Genomic DNA, 22,585 nt, shown 5'->3' on the forward strand with positions numbered 1-22,585 from the left:
GTCGGCGGGCCGATGGCGAGCGCCATCGACCCGCCATCGGATCGCGGGCGGTGCGGCTTGCGGACTACTGAGCCCAGTCCTCAGTCCACTTCGCTTCCACGGCCTGTTCCTTTGCCCAGGCGACGGCGTTGTCATTGAGCTTGATCAGCTCGTCCTCGAGCGACGTCGTACCGAGGAGATAGCCGGTGCGCGTGTTCTCGGCGGAGACCGCCTTCGGCCCCCGCCACAGGCCGCCGTTCTGTCCGCCGAGCGAGAGCGTCGCCCACGCGCCGTCGTTCATCGCCTCAAGGCCGGGAGGGGCAGTCAGCGCGGACACCGCGGGAATGCCTCCCGTCTCGTCGAGCCAGGTCTGCACCTTGGGGCTCGAGACGTACTGCAGGAACGTGATCGCCGCATCCAGCTGCTCGCCCTTGATGTACGCCGGGATCATGTAGGCAGTTCCGCCGTTGTTGACGCCGAACTGCGCCGGCTCACCGGTCGCCTGATCCGAATCGCTCTTCGTGAGCGTCGGGAACGGGATCGTGCCGTACTCGAAGTCCACCGTGCTGAGCTGCGTGGAGGCGAAGTTGGTACCCCATGCCATCGCGGCCTTGTTGCCGGGGAAGTCCGTCCCTCCGGTGAATGCCCCCTCCGAACTGATGCCGGACCAGTTCGGTGTCGCGCATTCGTCGTAGAGCGTCTTGAGCGACTCGAGAACGGCGGCGAAACCGGGGTCCTCCGACATGTTGATCTCGTCGGTGAGATAGCCGTGCGCCACGCTCTTGACGGTCACTGGCGAGCTCGTACCCGCTTCACCGTCCGCACCGAACTGGTTGACAGCCTCGGTCTCCGGTACGAGCAGCATCGACGACAGCGCCGTCGACGCCCAACCGACCGGCAGATTGCCATTGTCTGTCGCGAGAGGGATGTAGCCGGCATCCGTGATCTGCCCGCATGCGTCGAGGAACCCGTCGAAAGTCGCAAGGTCATCGACGTCGACACCGGCGTCATCGAGGATGTCCTTGTTGAAGTAGATGCCGACCGACACCAGGTTGAACGGGATCGACTCGTAGTGACCCGCGGTGTTCTGACCCAGACGGTCCTCACCGCCGAAGTACTTCGAGTTGAAGTCCTCGATCCACGGCTTGCCGGTGTCGGAGAACTCGTTCGGCTCCGCCAGCGCCTCATCGAGCGAGACGACCTGGTCGGGGGCATGAGTCGTCTGGTTGAAGATCAACTCCGGCGCGGTGCCGGCCGTCAGCTGCGCGGCCGATGTCTGCGACCACGAGCTGAGCGGCAGCACGTTGGTCTTCACCTTGATGTCGGGATTGTCCTTCTCGAAATTGCTGATGAGCTCGTCCCACGCCGGACCGAATGTCTTCGTGTCGCTTGTGAACTGGTTGGGTCCGGAAAGGGTGATGGTCACCGTGTCCGAATCGCCCCCGCCGGGGGCGCATCCGGCGAGCGCTGCGATTGTGCCCAGCGTCGCCACTGACGCGATCACGGCCAAACCGCTCCGGCTCGGACGCAACGTCTTCGTTGAATTGAGCATGTTTCCTCTTTCTCACTTGTCGATGTTCGGGACTGATGTGGTGCGAGAGTAAATCGTTTCATTCGACGACCGGCCGATCCCCACCTCCTGTTGCACCAGGGGAGCCGATTCAGTGCGCGCCAGGAACGCCGCCCTGCACTCCGGCGAGGAAGTACTTCGACAGGAAGGTGAAGAGCAGGACGAGAGGCAGGCTGGCGATCAGGTAGCCGGCCATCAGAGGACCGTAGTCCGTCGCGTTCTGACCCTGGAAGAACTGCAGCCCGACCGACACCGTGCGCAGATTGTTGTCAGAGATCACGAGGAGCGGCCAGAAGAAGTCATTCCACACCTCACTGACCGTGAGCAACGAGATCGTTCCGAGAACCGGGAGCGAGAGCGGAAGCATCACGGACCAATACATCCGCGCGCCGCTGGCGCCGTCCAGGCGAGCCGCGTCGAACAGCGTCTGAGGAATTCCCTCGACGAAGTTGCGAATGAGGATGGTTCCGAGCACGCTGCCGCCGACCGTGTACGGCACCACCAGCACGATGTACGTGTTCAGAAGTCCCAGATCCTTCATGATGATGAAGAGCGGGATCAGATTGGCCAGGCCAGGCACCATCATCAGTACCAGGACCGCACCGAAGATGAGCCCCCGGCCAGCGAATCGATAGCGCGCAAGCACGAAACCGGAGATCGATGCGATCAACAGGATCAGCACGATCGAGATCACCGCGACTATCGCGGTGTTGAGCAGATACGGCTGGATCTGCTCCCACGCCACCGAGTAGTTCTCGAAATGGAGCGGGAACGCGACCTGCCAGAAGCTGTCGGCGAACTGCTGGTTCGTCTTGAAAGACGTCACCACCATGAACAGGTAGGGCGCGAGTGCGACGGTCGCGATGAGGATCAGCACGGTCTTGATGCCGATCTGCCGCGACCCCCGTCCGGAGCGCCTTCTCGTCGCACCGGTGATCTCGCTGCGGGACTGGACGACGGTCACATCGCACCTCCGTCGGTCGTCGATGAGTCACGTCTGCGCGCCACGACCACGACGGCGCTGATGATGATGGTGATGATGAACAAAGTGGTGGACAGGGCTGCGGAGTAGCCCCAATCACCGCCTTGGAAGGCGACGTTGATCATTCGCAGGATGGGCACCATCGTCGCGTTGTCCGGCCCGCCGGAGGTCAGCACGTATGCGACGAAGCCGTATTGCAGGGTGCCGACGATCGCGAGGAACACGAGGATGCGAACCTGGCTCGCCATCAGGGGCAGGTCGATCTGCCAGAACCGGGCGAAGCGCCCCACGCCATCGAGCTGAGCCGCCTCGAGCACCTCGGTCGGGATGTTCTGCAGGCTCGAGTAGAAGATCAGGAACGGCAGGCCTGCGATGAACGGGAAGCCGACGAAGAGCAGCGAGAGCAGCGCGGTGCTCGCCTGCCCCGTCCAGTTCTGTGCCAGCGATTCCAGCCCGAGCGCCTTGAGCGCCTGGTTGATCACGCCGTCGTTCGGGCTGTAGAAGAAGCCCCACACCAGCGCTGTCACCACACCGGGGAAAGCCATCGGAACGATGAGGAGCGTGCGCATCGTGAACTGCCAGCGTGCACTTCTGAGCGAGATGAGCAGCTCAGCAGCGAGCAGTGGGAACACCCATGCGACCACGGAGAACAGGAAGATGATGCCGAGATTCCTGAACGACGACCACCAGATCTGGTCGCTGAACATGGTGATGTAGTTGTCGAATCCCAGGAACGTCGACTCCGCTGCCGGCTGCCAGTGGAAGAACGACCAGAAGATGGCGGAGACGGCCGGGTAATACGCGAAGTATCCGATGAGCACGGCGAGCGGCAGCAGCGCGAGATAGAGCCACCAGCGCACCACCCGCTTGCGCGGTGCGCGCACCGTGTTCTGCGAATCCGACGGTACCGACGTGCTGAGCGCAGACGCATCGACTGTCACGACCAAGATCAGCCCCTCATCATCGAGTTCGAATCGGAAGCAACTGGAGCAGCCGCTTCGACATGAAGATAAAACGTTTCATTATGATCGCGGTATATCGCCATGTATGTCAAGTGTTTCCAAGTAGAAATCGATTCATTCTCTGCCCCGCTCACCATGTGCGAGCCACCGTGCTGAACCCGATCTCGCTGAGATGAAATCCGGAAAGGATGCCGGGTTGAGCCGGATAGAGCGCCAGCGCGTTGCCCGCAGCGTCACGCCGGTACTCGAGGCCGACCTCCATCTCGGTGACCGCGAGCTCGTCGTCGAGATCAGCGACGTCCACCGCTACACGGTTCCAGCCGGCCGGCCACAGCGCACCGGAGCTCGATCGCGTCTCGCCGTTGCTCAGACGCAGCCGGAAGAAGGGAGTCGCGACCCGATCCGGACCAGCGAGGCATTGATCGATCAGTGCGTAGAAGAAGGTGACCCCGGCGACCGGAATCGGGGCTGCAAGCGCGAGCAGCACGGTCGGAGCGCCGATGCCGCCGGCCGTGGCGACGATCTTCTGCACCGAATGCGCAGGCTGTTCGTGCGGAACCGGCATGCATCTCAGACGGTGAAGCGACTCGATCGTGGGGGCGGCACGCCCCGGAGAGAGCCGCGCGGGCTCCAGTAGGGCACGCGAACCCACGACATCCGCTGCGAGGAGATCGCGACCGTCGATCGCCGCGCCTCGGGATGAAGTCGATGTGCCTCGGGACGAGGGCGATGCGCAGGAACGAAGGGCGTCGGCTGACGGCCGCACCGTGATCACATGTGTGCCCGGAGAAAGAACGGCATCCGCCCGCCCCGCGATCACCAGGGTGCCTTCGCTGCGCGGCGGCACCGTGACCGTGAGCACCGTGACCTCGGATCGCGTACCGGCGCGCTCACGCGTGTAACCGACGGCCACTTCGCCCCGCACCGTCTCAGTGCGAAGCTCGAGCGTGTTCACTTGCGCGACGAACTGCGGTTCGATTCGGAACGTGGAATACCCTGGCGCCGTCGGGCGCAGACCCGCCAGTCCCTCCCACACCCAAGCCGCGAACGGCCCGCCGAGGCCGACATGATTGAGGGAGCCGGTGCCCGTGTTCGCCGGATCGATCCACCAGCATTCCCAGAACGTGCCCGGACCCGAGGTCAGCATCGCACCGACGCCGGGGGCCTCCGATTGCGAGAGGATGTCTGCGACGGTCTGGGATGCCCCGATCATCGTCAGTGCCCGCACCACACTGCGCGTCGTGGCGAAGCCACCCGACACGCGGTTGCCCCGCTCGCGCACGCGTTCGACGAGCCGCTCGCCGGCGCGGTGCGCCTCTTCACCTGTCAGGATGCCGGTCTCGATGGCGACGGCGAATGAACCCTGGGACCCGTTGCCGAAGGTGCCGGATGTCGGGTCGAAGAACTGGCGCCTAGCAGAACGTCGCAGCGCGTCTGCGGAATCGCGGCGGCGGATTGCGGCATCCGTATCGCCGATCGCCTCCTCAAGATCCGCGAGCGCCAGCAGACAGTCGATCACGGCGCCGGTGTGGTGAATGGGCGGCGGCGTCTGCTCGAGCGCAAGCCAGTCGTGGCCGTAGCTGATCGGAGAGCGGGAGACGATGCCGTCCTCGTCCACACAGCCCAGTTGGAAGTCCGCCCATCTGCGCAGAGTCGGAAGCGCGCGTCGAACCAGGCTGAGGTCGCCGTAGTGCAGCAGGTGGCCCCGCAGCATGCGGTGAAGTGCGGAACCCCACACCGGGTCCGAGGGCATGCGGCTCGCGTGCATGTCCGGCGCAACCGCGGGAAGCTGCCCGTCAGGCTGCTGGCTCGTCTCGAGGTCGGCGATCCATTTGTCCAGGAACGCCGCACTGTCGAAGGCTGCCAGCTCATATTCCGCGACCGATGCTGTGTCTCCGGTCCACGCGGCCTGCTCACGCGTCGGGCAGTCCTCCGGCACGCCATGCACATTGTTCAGCAGCGTTCGCTCCGCCATCGTCAGGAGGCGATCGATCACCGTGCTGTCAGTGGACACGTAGCCGGATCGCGCAAGGTCGGTGTGCATCGAGTGAGCGGTGACTGTGACGGATGCATCGGACGGAAGGCCTCGAACCTCCAGGTAGCGGAAGCCGTGGTAGACGAACCATGGTTCATACGCCTGCCCTGCATCGCCGTTCGCCACGTACTCGATCAACTGCCGCTCGCGGCCGTCGTCGAAAGGCATGGTGAGGTTCGTCGTGTCGATATGACCGTCCCCGCCGATGTGTTCGCCGTGCAGCACGCGGATCATCGTGCCCCGCGGGACCCCGCCATGCACCACCAGTCTTGACCGGCCGGCAATGTTCACGCCGACGTCGAAGAGCCGGGACTCGGGAGTCCGCTCCAACTCGGTCGGTGTGAAGACGGCGACCTCACGCACGGGTGGGGTCCCGTCCGAGGCGATCATCGACGGTGGCGTTGCCGGCGACTCCGGCAGGTCCGCAGGTTCGAGGATCTGGATGGTCGACGGCGAGATCCCGCGCGAGACGGCACCCTGATCGTGCCGCTCAAGATAGAACGGCACATCGTCCGTGACCTCGGACGAGCTGATCCCAGAACCGACGCCCGGACTCACACGGGTGATGGAGCCGTCCTCATGCCACACTACGAGCTCAGCCAGCAGCCGAGGCGATTCGCCCGTGCGCGCCCACTCCCCCAGCCCGGCGACGAAGACGAGTGCATTCTGCCCGTCAGAGAGGAGATCAGTGACGTCATAGGTTCGGTAGAGCGCTCGAACGAGGTCTGTTCGTGTCGGATCCATCCGGTCCGGATTGACGACGGCGTCGTTCACCCATGCCCGCACGACCCCCTGGCCGGTGAGATACAGACGCGCCCTGCTCACGGTGGAACTCATCCGGAAGTGCGTCACGACGCGAGCGAGATGCGGAACCGACAGCCAGGACGCCTTCCATTGGGCATAGTCGAACGGACCGGTCTCCATGCGCGAGCGCGCCCACTGCGAGCGCCGCCCGTCGCTGTCGACGATCCGTACCCGCCAGTCGTACACCCGCAATGGCTCGAGGTCACCGTCCACGACCACGTGGTGGTCGGCGGACTCCACGGTCCCCGACGTCCACACCGGTCGACCTGAGTCGTCGCTCATGTCGACCTCGAATCCGACGACGTCCACCGACTGCGGTGAGGACGCCGACTTCCAAGCGAGAACGGGGTTCTTCGACGACACCGTGGGCACGAGACGATCGTCGATCGTCCGCAGGGCAGGGCGACGGTCGACGGTGAGCGCGAACGGTGCGGCGAGGTCTTCCTCCCCTGGAGCGACGGTCTGCGCGGGGGCGATGCCCGGTCGATTCATCTGTCGTATCCCCCGGTCACCCTCGACGCCATCATCAGCAAACGCTGCACGCGGTGAAACGTATCATAAGCAAAGGCAAGATCCGAGAGATCAATTGCTGCCATATCAACGAACCAAGGCTGGCAATCGATATGATCATCAGTCAGCGACACTTTCGGATCCAGGACGATCCGCGACAGCGGGAGCGATTGATATGGTCAGTATTCGAGATGTGGCACTCCGTGCAGATGTGTCGATCGGCACGGTCTCCAAGTATCTGAACACTCCGCTTCGCGTCGCCCCCGGCACGAAGAAGCGAATCGCGAAGGCGATCCGCGACCTGGGATATGTCCGCAACGAGGCCGCCCGCCAGTTGCGGGCGGGCGCGAGCAAGACCCTGGCGTTCGTGGCCCTCGAGCTGAACAATCCGTTCTTCGGCGACGTGGCTGAGGCGATGGAGCGACGCGCGGCCGAGAACGGACTCTACCTCTTCATCGTCAGCAGCAACGGTGATCCAGAACGCGAAGGCCGCTACATCGAGATGTTCGTGCAGCAGCGCGTGTACGGCGTGATCCTTGCATCCGGGATGACGAGGCAGCGGGAACTCGACACCCTTTCCACGCGGCGGATCCCCACCGTTCTGGTCGACGCGTACGGTCCCTCGGATCGTTTCTCGTCGACATCCGTGAACGATTTCCTCGGCGCCGAGCGGGCTGTCACGCACCTGATCGAACAGGGTTGTCGATCCATCGCGTTCGTCGGTGGCGAGATCCAGATCCACCAGATCTCCGAGCGGCTGCGTGGCGCTCGTGCCGCCGTCGCTGCGCACTCCGGCGTCGCACTCGAGGTCCTCCCCACGTCGGAGCGGTCGGTTCAGGCGGGTCTGGCAGTCGGCGAACAGTTGCTGAGCAGGCCGAGGAAGCTCTGGCCTGACGGCATCTTCGCGGCGAACGACTCCCTGGCGATGGGGGTCATGCAGGCCATCTCCTCCGGCTCGGACGTGCGCATCCCCGAAGACATCGCTCTCGTCGGCTACGACGACATCGACTTCGCTTCGACAGCGGCCGTGCCGCTGTCGACCGTTCGAAGGCCTCGAGAGGTGTTCGGCCGGAGTGCAGTGGACCTCGTGAAGGATCAGGCTGAATCCTCGGAGGCGCTGCCGGTGCGCAGCATCGTGATCCAGCCGGAGCTCATCGTGAGGGCGAGTTCCCAGCGAACCTGACTGCCCGATCACCCTCCCAGCGACAGCTGCGAGGGCTCGATCCGCACGGAGTCGCCGGCCGCGTACGGCTGGGAGAATGCCACGCCCTCACCCGTGAGCGACACCGTGTCGGTGGTGACCAGGATCTCCAGCGGCTTTCCGCGCCAGACGAGGTGACGCACACCAGCATCCGTCAACGCCGTAGGCAGATTCGGGGTGATCACCAGCGCATCCGGCTCCGCCTCGACCCCGATGAAGGCGTAGAGGAAGCTCGCGGGGGCGAGCCCGCTCTCGGGGAACGGGATATCGGTTCCGACCGAGGTGGCACCCGGACTGTTGACCGTGCCCTCGCCCCGGAACAAGGGGGATCCACCGCTGATGTGGTCCGGTTCGCTCCAGCGATCCAGCATCGCGGTCATCCGCGCCCACGCATCGTCCGCACCCCGGTAACGGGCGCGCGCCATGACATCGAACCCGGACGTGTACAGGATGGCACCGCCGTCCTGCACCTCGTCGCCCCACGGCGTCGTCAGATGCGTCAGGAAGAACCAGTAGCTGTTGCGACGGGTCGTCGAGCGCGGCGCGAACACCCACTTCGAATAGATGTCAGCCGGACCCTCGAAGTACTCGCCCAGGGCGACGAGGAACCGGGACGAGGCGTTGGGATCGAGCGCACCGTCGAAGTACGCCGCGCCGCCCGGAGCGCCATTCGCTGATGACCACCAGGCGAGCGCACCGGTGACGTTCGACACCTCGAGGTAGTACACGCCGGGCGACTGCTTGGGAACCTCGATGTGCGCGACCCGCCCGTCCGACCAGTCGGTGAACTGCTTCTCGGCGACCTTGACGGCGCTCGCGCTGTACGGCGTCCCCGCGAACAGCGTCATCGTGAACGCCGCCCCACGCGCTCCGTACGTCGGGAAGCGCGCGGCCACGCTCACGAACGCGGTGTCGGCGGTGAAACTCTGCGCCATGCTGTGCCCAGGCTCGATGCTCGGAGCCAGACCACCGCTCTCGATGAGGACCACGGCGTCCTGCAGCTCGGTGTGGCCGTTGTCGAGCCAATCGAAGATCTTCGCCGCCTGCTCGTCGGTGGGGAGGCCGAAGGATGCGGCCTCGAGGTTGACGTACGTCGAACCGTAGTCATGAGCGACCCCGTCGACGTCGACAGCCTGCACGTACCTGCCGGCGTCCTTGTTCCAGAACGTGTGGCCGTAGCGCTTCTTCGTGATCTTCCGCACGCCTCTCAACCGTGCAGCCCTGCCGCTGTCGCCGCCGTGCTCCTCGAGCTGGGCGAGCGCCTCCAGCGCACCATAGAAGTAGGCGTTCAGGAACGCGTCCCGGTATCCGAACGAGGTGACATCCCAGTAGTTGGAAGGGAGGGATCCGTCGGTGCCGTCGTGGTCCGGCGAATCGATCGTGACGATTCCGCTTCTGCCGTCGAGAGAGTCGAGGTAGAAGTCCATCGCCCGCCTCACACGGGGCATCATCGTGGCGAGGAACTCTTCGTCACCCGTCCACGAGTAGTAGCGCCAGGTGCCGAGGATGTACATCGCGTTCGAGGTGAAATGCCTGGCGTCGAAGAGCTTCGGGTCAGGGAACGGCCAGCCCTGCGAATCGGGCCACGACCAGACGTAGCCATCGTCGTCCTGCTTCGTGTTCAGGAGTGAATCCGCCTGGGCTCGCGAGCCGGCCGTTCCCGTCCAGTCGAGGATGCGACCGTTCCAGTCCGCCCAGTCCATCGCGTGTCCGTCGAATCGGTAGCTGAAAGCCCGCTCCCAGTAGAACGTGGAGACCTGCGCGGCTCTCGCCTGATCGGATGCGACGAACACGGGGAAGATCGCAGGAAGCTCGTCGGTGTGCGCGATGAGACCGACATCGATCGCACGAGAGATCGTCGCTTCGGCGTCAGCACTTCCTGAGGAGAGTGCCAGCGTCAACGAGTCGACGGCCATTGTTCCGGCAAGAGCCGGCTGTTCCCCGCTGAACTGGAGGTCGTAGGGCCCGGTGCCGGTCGCCGTCACGGTCGCCGCGCCCGTCACCGGGTTCGTCCACGCGTCACGCCGCTTCATCTGCTGGGCCGGCAGATACGCCCCCTCGTCTCCGTGGAAGCGACTGAACAGGATGCCGTCCGCATAGTCGACCGAGTAGCCGTCCTTCACCCAGGAAGTGATCAAAGTCATCCCCGGGTCCTCACGCGCCGCTCCCTTCCACTGGACCTCGTAGCTCATCGCCATCTTGGGGCCGTCGAGCCGCAGATCCCAGGATGCGACGCCGTCGACGTTGAAGCCGCTCACATCGAGCGTCATCGTGCGATTCTGCTGTCGCTGCCTGTTGTTGTACGCGACCCCGCCGAGATCGACCGTGGTGCCGTCGAGGCGGCTCCACCATCCAGGTGTGCCGATGGCGGCGGAGATCTCCAGGTAGTACACGCCGGCTGGCTGCGCGGGGACATCGAGGTACGCCCAGCCGTTGTCCTGAACCGGCTCGACGTCCTTCGCGGCGATCTCGGTGAGGCCCGTCTCGGGGCTTCCCGAGTAGAGCGTCATCGTGACCTTGGAACTCGAGCTGCTCCACGTGGGGAACTGCCCGCCGACCCGCGTGAAGCGGTACATCGCTGTCGTGAAGGTCTGGCCGAGAGTACTGCCGACCGGAAGCGGGACCGGTGAATTCAGCTGTTCCTGCTTGAGCGACGCCGTCGACGGGAGCTGAATCCCTGTCAGGCCCATGGCGCCGTCTGCGCTCTGGAATGCGACGTCGCTGTTGAAACTCGCGGTGAAGAAATCAGTGGCCCCGAGGAACACCCCTCGGAAGGCTGCGGGTTCATAGGCTCCCGCGCCCGTCGGATCGCAGACCACTTCGGTGAGCTTGCCGTATGCCCCGGTCAGGCGGAAGAAACCGTTCTCGAGCCGGTACGTGTCCTCTTCACCAGCGAGTGCGGCCGATGGTCGCACGAACGAGCTGGCTGCGGCGAGCACGAGCCCGCCGCCTGTGCCCTGGAGAAATCGACGCCGCGTCGTCATGAACTCGCTGATCTTCATTCGAAATCTCCATCACCGTTGATATTGAAACCTTTCATATCAGCCTATTCACAAGCCGCCGACTGTGTCAACCGCCGGGCATATCTCCCCTCACCGGCGGCTTCTGCTTGACTGGCAGCATGATGCAAGAGCGGCGCACCCGGTGATCCGAGAGTTCTTCGCCGGCATCCGAATCCTCGGTCGAGGGTTCGGGCTGTGGCGGACGCATCCGAAGCTTCTGGCGCTCGGGCTGATCCCAGCGATCATCGCCTTCCTGCTTCTCGCCGGCGCGCTGATCCCCCTCGGATTCGCTCTCGGATCGATCACCGACTGGGTCACGCCGTTCGCCGACAACTGGGTCAGCCCCTGGCAGGAGCTGCTGCGCTTCAGTCTGGGCGCGGTCATCCTCGTCGCGGCGCTCGCGCTCAGCGGCGCCGTGTTCACCGCGCTCACGCTGACGATCGGCGACCCCTTCTACCAGCGCATCTGGCGCGGTATCGAACGCTCGCTCGGTGGCCCAGAACCGACCGGCGACACCGGATTGCTGACCACGATCGGCGAGGGCATCCGCCTTGTCGTCCTCGGTATCCTGGTGGCGCTGCTCACACTCGTCATCGGATTCATCCCCGTCGTGGGCGGGGTGCTCGCGTCGGTCATCGGCGTGATCCTTTCCGGTCGGCTGGTCGCACGCGAACTCACCGGCCGGGCGTTCGACGCTCGCGGACTGACCGCCCACTCGCGCTCGGCACTGCTGCGTTCCGGCCGGGCGCGAGTCATCGGCTTCGGCGTCGCGACGCAGCTGTGCTTCCTGATTCCGCTCGGCGCGATCATCACGATGCCGGCCGCGGTCGCGGGATCCACGATCCTCGCGCGATCACTCACCGAGCGGGCGGCACCGCCTCATGCCTGAAGGCGACACCGTCTTCCGCACCGCTCTGCGTCTGGATGAGGCGCTGGCGGGCGGAATCGCCACCCGATTCGATCTGCGCGTTCCGGCCTTCGCCACCGCCGATCTGAGCGGCGACACCATTCACGGATGCGTTTCGCGCGGCAAGCATCTGCTGCTGCGCGTGGGCGAGATGACGTTGCATTCCCATCTGCGCATGGACGGCGCGTGGCTCCTCTACCGACCGGGCGAGAAGTGGAAGCATCCGGACTTCAAGGTCCGCGCGATCGTCGGAACTGCCGATCGGCAAGCCGTCGGAGTCGACATCGCAGAGGTCGAGCTCATCCCGATAAGTGCCGAGGATCAGCTGCTCGGGTATCTGGGCCCCGACCCTCTTGCGGATGACTGGGACCCCGCCGAGGCGGCCCGCCGACTGGGCGCCGATGGCCGCAGCATCCACGTCGCACTGCTCGACCAGCGCAACGTCGCGGGCTTCGGCAACGAGTACGCGGCAGAACTGCTGTTCCTCCGCGGAATCCTGCCGACGACGCCCGCCCCCGAGGTCGACGTTCGAGCGCTACTCGACCTGGGCGCACGCACGATCCGCGCCAACCGGCTGCGAGTGAACCGCACGTTCACCGGTGTCGATCGGCCGGGACGGAGCACGTGGGTCTACGGCCGCGCGAACCGGCCGTGCAGGCGATGCGGAACGCTCATCCGTCGCGGCGAACAGGGCGCCGATCCCACCCGTGAGCGCGTCACCTTCTGGTGTCCGAGCTGCCAGCGGTGACCAGCATCCCCGTTCGGGAATGAATCCGCACCTCTCGTGGTTGTTCATATATCCGGAGATGTCCGGACACGGGAGGAATCTTGGGTAAGAACTACATCGATATCGAAGACGACCAGGGCTCGACGCTGCGTTATCGCAAGCACGTGAACGGTCGCGGTCTCGTCGCGCATGGCGCGAAGGTGCACCCGAAGGCTGTTGTCGAAGCCGGCGCCTATATCGAACCAGGAGCGCGCATCGGCGCGGGAGCGAAGGTCGCCCGGGGCGCGTGGGTCGAACCGGATGCCGTGATCGGCGACAACGCCTACATCGACGCGCACGCGCACATCGGCCAGGGCGCCGCGGTCGGAGACGGCGCGCACATCGGCGTCCGCACCGAGATCGGCGCGGGGGCACGCATCGCCAGGGGCGCGCGCATCGGCTCCGACGAGATCGTGGCCGCCGGCCTGCGCATCGCGACAGACCGCAAAGGCCTCTGGCTGGCGGCCTGAGCCCGGCCTGGGTCCACCGGGGTCTCAGTAAACGGCGCTACTTCAGAGCACGCCGAATGAGGATCGACGCCGCCTCGACGATCACGACCATGCCGATGATCACGAGCACGTACGCGAGCACCTCGTCGAAGTGACGCCCCTGCAGCGCGTTCAGCAGCAGGAATCCGATACCTCCTGCCCCGACGATGCCGAGCAGGGTCGCTGAGCGGATGTTCTGCTCCAGCAGGTACATCAGGTGGCTGACGAGCGCCGGAACAGACATCGGCACGGTCGACGAGAAGAAGACCTGCGCACGGGTGCCGCCCGCGGCGGCAAGAGCGCGCTCCGGGCCGTTCGGCACCTCCTCCATCGAGTCGCCGATGAGCTTCGCGAGCAGTCCGACGCCGCCGATGCCGAGCGCCAGGGCACCGGCCTGCGGCCCGATGCCAGCGGCGATGATGAACAGGATCGCGACGACGAGGTCGGGGATCGCGCGGATGACGAGGGCGATGCCGCGGAACAGGTTGCGCACCGTGCTGTTCGGTGCCACGTTTCGCGCTGACAGCGGTCCGACGATCGCGGAGATGATCGTCGCCATGAGCGTCGCGGCGAACGCGATCTGAATGGTCGTCACGACTGCCGCGAGCACATCCGACCAGTCCCTGCTGCCGAAGTGCGGCGGCCAGATCGCGCGGTCACGTGTCGGATCCACGATCTCGTTCCACGCGGGGGCGAACATCTTCGTCACATCCGGCGCGGTGTAGAGGAATGCGCCGACGACCGCGGCGATGCCGAGCCAGATCCACAGCGTGTTGCCGACCCGAGCCCGATCCCAGGGGCGGTGCATGGCCGCCTCGATCCGCACGTGCCGCTCCTGTGTCGTGGCCGATGTCGCGGGCTGCGTGTCACCCGCACGCGCACTCCTGCGCGCGACGGCGCGAGCCACCGTGTCGCCCACGCTCTTGCCCGTGGGCCGGACGTTCAGCAGCCTGGTGCGCAGCAGCGAGGAGACGATCTCGAACAGCACGCACAGCGCGATGATGATCACGACGAGAGGGATCACGCGCCGCATGCCGGCAGGTCCGCCGTGCAGCGCGTCGTCCAGCTCGTAGCCGATGCCGACGACACCAACGACCCCGAGGATGACCGTCCCTCTGAGGTTGATGTCGGCACGGTGCAGCGTCACCGCGACCCATGCCGGAAGCACCTGCGGCACGACGCCAGACCAGAACTGCTGCGCCTTGGTACCGCCGGCAGAGCGGATCGCGAGTCGCGGGCCCTCATCGATCTGCTCGATCGCGTCGGCGAACATCTTCGAGATCATGCCGACCGAGTGGATTCCGATCGCGACGATCGCGGGGAGAGTCCCGGAGTTGAACCACAGGAAGGCGAGCACGACGACGAACACCACATCGGGAATCGCTCGGGCGACGACGCCGATCCCGCGGCATACGGCCATCACTGCGGTATTCGGGGTGGTGTTGTGCGCGGCGCCGTAGGCGACCGGGATCGACAGCACGGCGGCGAGCGCAGTACCGGCGATGACCAGCGCGAGCGTGATGACGATGGTGAGGAACATGTCCCAGATCGGCTCGAACCCGACCCATGTCGTCACGAAGACCTTGGCACCGCCGGCCTGCACCTCTGCTGTGACGTCCCAGCCCGGCCACTGCATCGGCGTCGCCATGCTGAGGAACCGTGAAAGATTGGTGCCCGTGGTCTCCAGGCTCTTCAGGCTGTAGTCGAGACCGATGAACGACCAGACGCCGAGGCCGAGGATCGCGACGATGACGCCGTACGAGACGACGGAGGACAGCCGCGGCGCGGGGCGCGGAACCCGCGACATGCGCTCGGCGAGGGCGACGGGGCGCTCTGCGAGGGTGGTCACGCCGGCTCCTCGTTCGCGAATTCCTCGGCGAGGTTCTCGCGGGCGTTCGCACGGCGCATCTCCTGAGTGAGCACCTGCTCCCGCGCCTCGGCGAGCTCGCTCTCCAGCGCGGCGATCTCGCTCGTGGTCGTGGCCACACGGCCGTAGATCTCCATGACCTCTTCGCGGGTCAGGTCGTCGGTGCGAGTGTCGAGAACGACGCTCCCGGCGCGGAGCCCGATGATGCGATCGCCCCAGCTCAGTGCGAGATCGACCTGGTGCAGCGAGCAGATGACCGTGAGCGAGCGTTCTGCTGCGATCTCGCGGATGAGCGACATGACCTGGCTGCTCGACTCGGGGTCGAGCGATGCGACGGGTTCGTCGGCGAGCAGGATCTCAGGGTCCTGCATGAGTGCGCGTGCGATCGCGACGCGCTGCTGCTGGCCACCGGAGAGGTTGTCGGCACGCTGGTAGGCGAAATCGAGCAGTCCGACACGGTCGAGATGGCCGAGCGCCTTCTCGCGCATGCGTCGCGGGTAGCTCAGGCTGCCGACGCGCGGACCGCGGAGAGTGGCCAGGCCGCCGGTGAGCACGTTCTCGATGACGGTCAGAGCGCCGACGAGTTCGAACTGCTGGAAGATGAATCCGATCCGCCCTCGCAGCGCGCGCAGCGCCTGCCCGCGCAGTTCGGGCACCGCCTGGCCGAGCGAGACGACCGAGCCTGTGGACGGCGTCTCCAGGCCATTGACGTGACGGAGCAGGGTCGACTTGCCCGAGCCGGAGAGGCCGAGCAGGACGACGATCTCGCCCGGCACGACAGACAGCGACACCCCCTCCAGAGCCGGCGCGGCGGCTCCGGGATAGGTCTTCCCCAGATCGGTGATCCGGACTGCGGGGGCGTCGCTGTTCGTCATGTCATCTCTCCTGTGGTGCGTACGAGTCGGCTGAGCGGATCAGGCCTGGCAGGCCTCGACCTCGTCGGCGATCTCGGTGCACAGGGTGCGGATGAGGTCGTAGTACGCGTCGTCCACGGCGCCGAATCCGAACCAGCCGTCGGTGAGGAACTCGTTGAGTTCGATGCCCGCGTCGGTGAGGTCGGACTGCGTGCTGTCGGCGAGCGCCTCGACGAGCTGGTCCTGGACGTCCTGCGGCAGAGCCGCCTGCATCACGATCGGAGCGGCGGGAACCTGCACTCGGGTGACTTCCTCGAGCTCACCCGACTCGATCAGCGGGTCGGCGTCGATGTCCTGCGCGAAGCCGACCTGGCAGTCGGTGCCCTCGGCGACCTTCTTGGCGTTGAGGTCGTGCTCCTCGCCGAACAGGCGGTTCTCATCGGAGACCGTCACGCCGGCCTCGAGCAGTCCGCCCATGGGAACGGCGAAGCCGGAGGTGGAGGTCGGGTTGACGAAGCAGACGGGCTGATCGGCGAAATCCTCGAGCGAGGTCACGTCCGTGGCGGCCGGGTTCTTGACGGCGACCGAGAAGTAACCGGGCTCGGCACCCTCCTGGGTGATCTGCGCACCGATCGGCACGATGTCAGCGCCGGCGTTCTGCGCCTGGTAGTAGGTGAAGGCCGAGATCTGAGCGATGTCGATCTGGTCTGCGGCGAGGCCCTGCACGACGGCGGTGTAGTCGGTGGCCTGGAAGAGCTCCACCTTCTTGCCGGTGATCTCGGCGATCCAGTCGGCGATCGGCTGAGCGTCCTGGTCGGCGCCCTCATGGTCGGGGAGCACGGCGAAGACGAGGGTGTCCGAGTCGCCGGAGGCGAAGGTGCCCTCTGCGGCGGCGGCATCGCCTTCGGTGTCGGAGGAAGCCGGGGTGGCTGCACAGGCGGCGAGGCCGAATGCGAGGGTGAGGCCGGCGGCGACGGCGAGGCCGCGCTTGAGGGTGGACTGCATGGGAAGGACCTTTCGGTGACTGTGCAGGGTGAGGATCGGCGGGACGGCCGACTTCGACATTCAAAGCGCGCGAGGAGACGCCTGCTGATCGAGAACGCAAAGCTCGCGTGAACGCGAAATGAATTCGCCGTGGCACGGGTTCCGGTGGCGCACGGGTAGCCTGAACCCATGGCGAAACAGCGCGGGCGCGGGGGCTCGGCGAAGCGCCCAGCGGCAGGAAAGGCCTCATCGCGCAATACCCCGCAGTCGCGGAAGAAGGCGAGCGCCCCCACCAGGAAGATCGTGTTCGACACGCCTGCCGTCGTCGACGAGCCGCGTACCTTTCGCCTCGGCGCCGTCCCCGGTGCCACGCCCGGCAGGTGGATCGACACGTGGAAGCAGCGCATGGCGCACGTGACGCTGGAACTCGTGCCGATCGATGCCGCTACTCAGCGCGCATCGATCGACGAATTGGATGCCGCGCTCATCCGCCTTCCCCTGACCGACGACACTCTTCACCTCATCCCCCTCTACGATGAGATCGCCGTGGTCGTGGCATCCGCGGAATCGCATCTGCTGGTCGTCGATGAACTCGACGCGGCGGATCTGGCCGGCGAGGTGCTGATCACTCCGCGCGACGATGTGCTCGGACCGCTCGATATCCCCGGCACCCTGACGCCGGAGTTCCCCACGCTGGAAACCACCGCCGATGCGATAGCCACGGCCGCCACCGGCGTCGGCATCGTGATCGTGCCGATGTCGCTCGCGCGTCTGCACCAGCGCAAGGATGCCGGTCACAGGCCGCTGCGCGGCGGTCCGACCTCCACGGTCGCACTCGCGTGGCCCCGGGATCGCACGACCGCAGACATCGAGACCTTCGTCGGGATCGTCCGCGGGCGCACCGCGAACTCCTCGCGCTGAGCGGCGATAGGTTTATCTGCATGGCTTCGCTTCTCTACGTGTGCGTGCGCCCCGAGCGCGGCGCGGCAGAGGCGGAGCACGTCTCCTTCCAGCGAGGGCTCGCGGTAGAGGAACTCGACCAGTTCGATCTGCTCGCAGGGCCCCTCACCGATGAAGTACTCACCCGTCACGACGGTTTCGTCATCGGCGGTTCGCCGTTCAACGTGACGGATGCCGTGAAGTCGCCGTTGCAGCAGCGCGTCGAGGCCGACCTCGAACGCATCGCCGCCCGTGCGCTCGCAAGCGATGCGGGCGCCATGTTCACCTGCTTCGGCATCGGCGTCGTGACGCGCATGCTCGGCGGCACGCTGACCCTCGCGTATCCCGAAGCCACCCGAGCCACCGAGATCAGGACGACGGATGCGGCGGCCACCGACCGCATCTTCGGCCCGAGCGCACCGTCGCTGAACGTGTTCACGGCGCACAAGGAGAGCGCGGCCGCCGTGCCGCCGGATGCGGTGCTACTCGCGACCAACGACGACTGCCCCGTGCAGGCCTATCGCGTGGGCACGCACCTGTACGCGACGCAGTTCCACCCTGAGCCGAGTCCGCGGGACTTCGCCGACCGGATGACGTTCTACCGGGGCAACGGATACTTCGACCCGGAGGCGTTCGACGCCGTGGAAGCAGAGATCCTCGCCGCCCAGGACGTGGGCGGCGAGGATCTGCTGCGCAGGTTCGCGGAGATGTTCGCCTGAGCGAGACGCGCTAGACGACGGCGTGCACCGCCGCCTCCACGACGAGAACGTCGTCTGCGGCATCCACCCGTACGACGCCGCCGTCATCGAGAGCACCGGCGACCAGCAGGTCGGCGATGCGGTCGTCGACCTCGCGCTGGATCAGACGGCGCAGCGGACGGGCACCGAACTCTGGCTCATAGCCGTGCTCGCCGAGCCAGGCCACCGCGGCATCCGTCACGTCGAGGCGCATGTCGCGCTCCGCGAGACGAGCCGAAGTCGCGCCGAGCATGAGGCGCACGATGCGCGCCAGTTCGTCGCGAGTGAGCTTCTGGAACAGCACGATCTCGTCGATGCGGTTGAGGAACTCCGGCCGCATCGCCTCACGCAGCTTGCCCATCACCCGGTCGCGCAGATCCTTCATCGACGAGAAGCCGTTCGCCGAAGCATCCTGCGACGAGACGAAGCCGAGCGCACCGGAGCGCGAGGCGAGGAACTCGCTGCCGACGTTCGAGGTCATCACGATCACCGCGTTGCGGAAGTCGACCGTGCGACCCTGCCCGTCCGTCAGCCGTCCGTCGTCGAGAACCTGCAGCAGCAGGTTGAACACGTCGGGGTGCGCCTTCTCGATCTCATCGAACAGCACGATGGAGTACGGGTTGCGGCGCACGCGCTCGGTGAGCTGGCCCGCCTCGTCGTAGCCGACGTATCCCGGAGGAGCACCGACGAGCCGCGACACCGTGTGCCGCTCGCCGAACTCGCTCATGTCGAAGCGGATCACGGCGTTCTCGTCGTCGAACAGGCGGTCGGCGAGAGCCTTGGCAAGCTCGGTCTTGCCGACGCCGGTGGGGCCGAGGAAGAGGAACGAGCCGACCGGACGACGTGCGTCGCCCATGCCGGTGCGGCTGCGCCGGACGGCGCGTGCCACTGCGGTCACGGCGTCTTCCTGGCCGATGACCCGCGCGTGAAGGTCGTTCTCCAGGTCGCCCAGACGCTCACGCTCGCCTTCCGTCAGCCGGCTGGCCGGGATGCCGGTGGCCCGTGCGATCACCTCGGCGATCTCGCGCTCGTCGACGACCGCCGAGGTGGTGGCCGATTCGCCGGAGCTCACCGCGTCGATCCGGGCCTGCGTCTGCACGATCTCGTCGCGCAGAGCCGACGCCTCTTCATAGTGCTCGGCGCCGACGGCCGCGTTCTTCTGCGCCTCCAGATCGGCGAGTTCGGTCATGAGCGCCGAGGTGTCAGCGGGCAGGCCCAGCTTCAGGCGCAACCTGGCGCCGGCCTGATCGACCAGATCGATCGCCTTGTCGGGCAGCACGCGGTCCGGCAGGTAGCGGGCGCTCATGGTCACGGCGGCGCGCAGCGCGGCATCCGTGTAGGTCACGCGGTGGTGGTCCTGGTAGGCGTCCGCCAGCCCCTCGAGGATGAGCACGGCGTCTTCGATGCTCGGCTCGTCCACCTTCACGGGCTGGAAGCGGCGCTCCAGCGCCGGGTCCTTCTCGATCTGGCGGTACTCCTTGAGCGTCGTCGCGCCGACCATGTGCAGGTCTCCCCGGGCGAGGCGGGGCTTGAGGATGTTGCCCGCGTCCATGCCGCCCTCGCCGGATCCGCCGGCGCCCACGACCGTGTGCGCCTCGTCGATGAACACGATGACCTCGTCCTTGTGGGCGGCGATCTCGTCCATCGTCTTCGTCAGGCGCTCTTCGAAATCACCGCGGTAGCGAGTGCCGGCGAGCATGGCCGGCAGGTCAAGTGCGATCACCCGGCGGCCTTCGAGCTGAGCCGGGACCGTGCCGTCGACGATCGCCTGGGCGATGCCGTCGACGATCGCCGTCTTGCCGACGCCCGCCTCACCGATCAGGACGGGGTTGTTCTTCGTGCGGCGGCTGAGGATCTCGATGGTCTGCTCGATCTCGTCGCTGCGACCGATCACGGGGTCGAGTTCACCGGCGCGTGCGCGCGCTGTCAGGTCGATGCCGTACTTGTCGAGCATTCCCGAGCCGGCTGCCGGCGCCTCCGCACTCGCAGGCTCACCGCCGACCGGTGCGTCCACGTGCTCGCGTGCGGCATCGGTGAGGGCATCCGCCGTCACGCCGATCTGCGCGAGCACCTGACCCGCCGGCACATCCTGGCCGAGCACCAGCGCGAAGAAGACGTGCGCCGGCTCGATGTAGGTCGCGCCGGAGGAGCGGGCCACCTGGTATGCGTGGAAGAGCGCGCGGCTCGCGCTCGGCGTGATCGTGGCGGCATCCGCCTCGGCACGCGCGCCGGGCGCAGGCAGTCGGGTCTCGACGGCGTCGACGATCTGCTGCGGCGTCACGCCGATGCGCTCGATCGCCTGTGCGACCGTGGCGTCTTCGACGATCGCACGCAGAACGTGCAGCGCGTCGAGTTCGGTCTGGCCGCGTTCGAGTGCCAGACGGCCCGCGTTCTGCAGGATCTCCTGCGTGCGCGCGGTGAGGAACCGGCTGAGGTCGATCGACCGGGTCTGCCGGGCTCGCTCGCCTGCGAGATAGCGCGAGAGGAACTCATCGAACGAGTTCGCGCCGTTGTCGCTGAAGTCGTTGGGCATTGCATTCTCCTAAAGTTGAGCGTGCTTCACTCAACTTCAACGCGCGGAATACCGGAGTATTCCCAGCCCCTCAGATATTGCGCAGCAGATCGATCCGCTCGCGCAGATACGCCTCCAGCGGCATGTACGCGCCGGCTCCCGACCACCGGACGGACGGCACACCATCGCGCAGCGCGAGCGGACCGGACGAGCCTCCGGCATCCACAGCATCCACATCGATGACCGACCAGCCGATGTGCACGACGTCGCCCTCGTCGAAGCCGCCTCGCAGCGCCAGTTGCCGCCGCGCCGCCCTCGCTCGCGCCGATTCGGCGGTGTAGCCGCGGCGCCCAGGATCAGCAGCGCGCAGCACCTCGGCAGTCGCGAGCACATGCTCATCGGTGAGCAGCAGCACTCCGATGTGCCAGGCCTCGCCAACGCGCACGATCCGTTCGCCGCGCCAGCGCGATGAGCGCTCCTCGCCGAGCCCCTCCTTGGGTACGTCGACGAGCTCCGCCCGTGCGGCAGCGAGCAGTCCGGCGGCAGAAGTCACCACATCAGGGTACGCGCCGGTGTCGATTCGTCACCGCAGGCGCTCACGCGAGAGAATCTACGAACACCCTGCAAGGAGCATCCATGTCTCAGCCCGACACCGCACGTCTGCTCATCGCCTGCGACGACCAGCCCGGGATCGTCGCTGCCGTCGCCGGCGTCCTCGCCGAGCACGGTGCGAACATCATCTCGCTCGATCAGCACTCGACGGATGTCGGCCGCTTCTTCCAGCGCACGGTGATCCAGCTCGCAGGACTCTCGGCCGCGCGTCCGGCACTCGAGGCGGCGATCGGCGAGGTCGCCGAGAGGTTCGGCATGGAGTGGTCGCTGCACGACGTCGCCAAGCGCAAACGCGTCGCGATCTTCGTCTCGAAGTACGACCACTGCCTGATGGAGCTGCTGTGGCGCACTCAGCGCGGTCAGCTCGACATCGACATCACCATGGTCATCTCGAACCATCCTGACCTCGCCGAGTCGGTGCGCACTTTCGGCGTGCCCTTCGTGCACATCCCGTCGGCCGACAAGGCCGCGATGGAACAGCGTCAGCTCGAGCTGCTGCAGGGCAACGTCGATCTCGTGGTCCTCGCACGCTACATGCAGATCCTCACCGACGACTTCATCGTGAAGGTCGGTGCCCCCGTCATCAACATCCACCACTCGTTCCTGCCGGCGTTCATCGGCGCCAACCCGTATGCGCGGGCCAAGGAGCGTGGCGTCAAGCTCATCGGTGCGACCGCGCACTACGCAACGGCCGACCTCGACGAGGGACCGATCATCGAGCAGGACGTCACGCGCGCCTCGCACTCCGACTCCGCGGCCGATCTGCAGAGCCGCGGCGCCGACGTCGAGCGCCAGGTGCTCGCCCGCGCCGTGCAGTGGCACGCCGAGGACCGAGTGATCGTGCACGGGCGCTCGACCGTCATCCTGTAGGTCG

General features: G+C 66.3%; 18 protein-coding genes. 7 read left to right on the top strand and 11 right to left on the bottom strand.

Annotation, left to right across the window (positions count from 1 at the left end):
• Positions 1–64: 64 nt before the first annotated feature.
• The 5 genes from IEV67_RS00720 to IEV67_RS00740 form a co-directional block, all read right to left on the bottom strand.
• Positions 65–1,531: an ABC transporter substrate-binding protein gene (locus tag IEV67_RS00720; protein WP_188434617.1), complete on the bottom strand. Its 1,467-nt coding sequence runs from the start codon at positions 1,529–1,531 to the stop codon at positions 65–67.
• 109 nt (positions 1,532–1,640) lie between these two features.
• On the bottom strand, positions 1,641–2,513 hold the full coding sequence (locus IEV67_RS00725) for a carbohydrate ABC transporter permease (RefSeq protein WP_229702595.1): 873 nt from the start codon (positions 2,511–2,513) through the stop codon (positions 1,641–1,643).
• Complete coding sequence (locus tag IEV67_RS00730) at positions 2,510–3,472, bottom strand: carbohydrate ABC transporter permease (RefSeq protein ID WP_229702807.1); 963 nt, start codon at positions 3,470–3,472, stop codon at positions 2,510–2,512. Before IEV67_RS00730 ends, IEV67_RS00725 begins: the two co-directional genes overlap by 4 nt.
• A 151-nt stretch (positions 3,473–3,623) precedes the next feature.
• Positions 3,624–6,824 (bottom strand): family 78 glycoside hydrolase catalytic domain, encoded by a 3,201-nt coding sequence (locus IEV67_RS00735; protein WP_188434618.1) that lies wholly within the window; start codon positions 6,822–6,824, stop codon positions 3,624–3,626.
• Positions 6,821–6,976, bottom strand: a complete 156-nt coding sequence (locus IEV67_RS00740) for a hypothetical protein (protein ID WP_188434619.1) — start codon at positions 6,974–6,976, stop codon at positions 6,821–6,823. Before IEV67_RS00740 ends, IEV67_RS00735 begins: the two co-directional genes overlap by 4 nt.
• 59 nt (positions 6,977–7,035) lie before the next feature.
• Here IEV67_RS00740 and IEV67_RS00745 point away from each other — a divergent pair, with 59 nt between their 5' ends.
• A complete protein-coding gene (locus tag IEV67_RS00745; protein ID WP_229702598.1) occupies positions 7,036–8,025 on the top strand; it encodes a LacI family DNA-binding transcriptional regulator in 990 nt (329 codons plus the stop codon).
• 8 nt (positions 8,026–8,033) lie between these two features.
• On the opposite strand, the gene IEV67_RS00750 is transcribed toward IEV67_RS00745, so the two are convergent.
• Positions 8,034–11,045 carry an MGH1-like glycoside hydrolase domain-containing protein gene (locus IEV67_RS00750; protein ID WP_188434621.1) on the bottom strand — a complete coding sequence of 1,004 codons (3,012 nt, stop codon included), beginning with the start codon at positions 11,043–11,045 and terminating at the stop codon, positions 8,034–8,036.
• Between the two features lie 142 nt (positions 11,046–11,187).
• On the opposite strand from IEV67_RS00750, the gene IEV67_RS00755 reads away from it, so the two are divergent.
• The 3 genes from IEV67_RS00755 to IEV67_RS00765 all read left to right on the top strand — a co-directional run bounded on the left by IEV67_RS00755 (position 11,188) and on the right by IEV67_RS00765 (position 13,188).
• Positions 11,188–11,934, top strand: coding sequence for an EI24 domain-containing protein (locus IEV67_RS00755; RefSeq protein WP_188434622.1), 747 nt, complete (start codon positions 11,188–11,190; stop codon positions 11,932–11,934).
• Positions 11,927–12,700 carry a DNA-formamidopyrimidine glycosylase family protein gene (locus IEV67_RS00760; protein ID WP_188434623.1) on the top strand — a complete coding sequence of 258 codons (774 nt, stop codon included), beginning with the start codon at positions 11,927–11,929 and terminating at the stop codon, positions 12,698–12,700. Before IEV67_RS00755 ends, IEV67_RS00760 begins: the two co-directional genes overlap by 8 nt.
• 80 nt (positions 12,701–12,780) lie before the next feature.
• Positions 12,781–13,188 (top strand): transferase, encoded by a 408-nt coding sequence (locus IEV67_RS00765; RefSeq protein WP_188434624.1) that lies wholly within the window; start codon positions 12,781–12,783, stop codon positions 13,186–13,188.
• A gap of 37 nt (positions 13,189–13,225) precedes the next feature.
• Here the strand turns inward: IEV67_RS00765 and IEV67_RS00770 are convergent, their stop codons facing one another.
• The 3 genes from IEV67_RS00770 to IEV67_RS00780 are packed head-to-tail and all read right to left on the bottom strand — an operon-like array spanning position 13,226 to position 16,932.
• On the bottom strand, positions 13,226–15,055 hold the full coding sequence (locus IEV67_RS00770) for a PhnE/PtxC family ABC transporter permease (RefSeq protein ID WP_188434625.1): 1,830 nt from the start codon (positions 15,053–15,055) through the stop codon (positions 13,226–13,228).
• Positions 15,052–15,948, bottom strand: coding sequence for a phosphonate ABC transporter ATP-binding protein (phnC, locus tag IEV67_RS00775; protein WP_188434626.1), 897 nt, complete (start codon positions 15,946–15,948; stop codon positions 15,052–15,054). Before phnC ends, IEV67_RS00770 begins: the two co-directional genes overlap by 4 nt.
• Before the next feature lie 39 nt (positions 15,949–15,987).
• Complete coding sequence (locus IEV67_RS00780) at positions 15,988–16,932, bottom strand: PhnD/SsuA/transferrin family substrate-binding protein (RefSeq protein ID WP_188434627.1); 945 nt, start codon at positions 16,930–16,932, stop codon at positions 15,988–15,990.
• Between the two features lie 168 nt (positions 16,933–17,100).
• On the opposite strand from IEV67_RS00780, the gene IEV67_RS00785 reads away from it, so the two are divergent.
• Positions 17,101–17,832: a substrate-binding domain-containing protein gene (locus tag IEV67_RS00785; protein WP_188434628.1), complete on the top strand. Its 732-nt coding sequence runs from the start codon at positions 17,101–17,103 to the stop codon at positions 17,830–17,832.
• Between the two features lie 20 nt (positions 17,833–17,852).
• Positions 17,853–18,569 (top strand): glutamine amidotransferase-related protein, encoded by a 717-nt coding sequence (locus IEV67_RS00790; protein WP_188434629.1) that lies wholly within the window; start codon positions 17,853–17,855, stop codon positions 18,567–18,569.
• Positions 18,570–18,579: 10 nt separating this feature from the next.
• Here IEV67_RS00790 and IEV67_RS00795 read toward each other — a convergent pair whose 3' ends face one another.
• Positions 18,580–21,120 carry an ATP-dependent Clp protease ATP-binding subunit gene (locus IEV67_RS00795; RefSeq protein WP_188434630.1) on the bottom strand — a complete coding sequence of 847 codons (2,541 nt, stop codon included), beginning with the start codon at positions 21,118–21,120 and terminating at the stop codon, positions 18,580–18,582.
• Between the two features lie 70 nt (positions 21,121–21,190).
• Positions 21,191–21,652 carry a glutaminase gene (locus IEV67_RS00800; protein WP_188434631.1) on the bottom strand — a complete coding sequence of 154 codons (462 nt, stop codon included), beginning with the start codon at positions 21,650–21,652 and terminating at the stop codon, positions 21,191–21,193.
• Between the two features lie 83 nt (positions 21,653–21,735).
• On the opposite strand from IEV67_RS00800, the gene purU reads away from it, so the two are divergent.
• Complete coding sequence (purU, locus tag IEV67_RS00805; RefSeq protein WP_188434632.1) at positions 21,736–22,581, top strand: formyltetrahydrofolate deformylase; 846 nt, start codon at positions 21,736–21,738, stop codon at positions 22,579–22,581.
• Positions 22,582–22,585: the final 4 nt, after the last annotated feature.

The sequence above is a fragment of the Microbacterium murale genome (assembly GCF_014635185.1).
Taxonomy (GTDB): Bacteria; Actinomycetota; Actinomycetes; order Actinomycetales; family Microbacteriaceae; genus Microbacterium; species Microbacterium murale.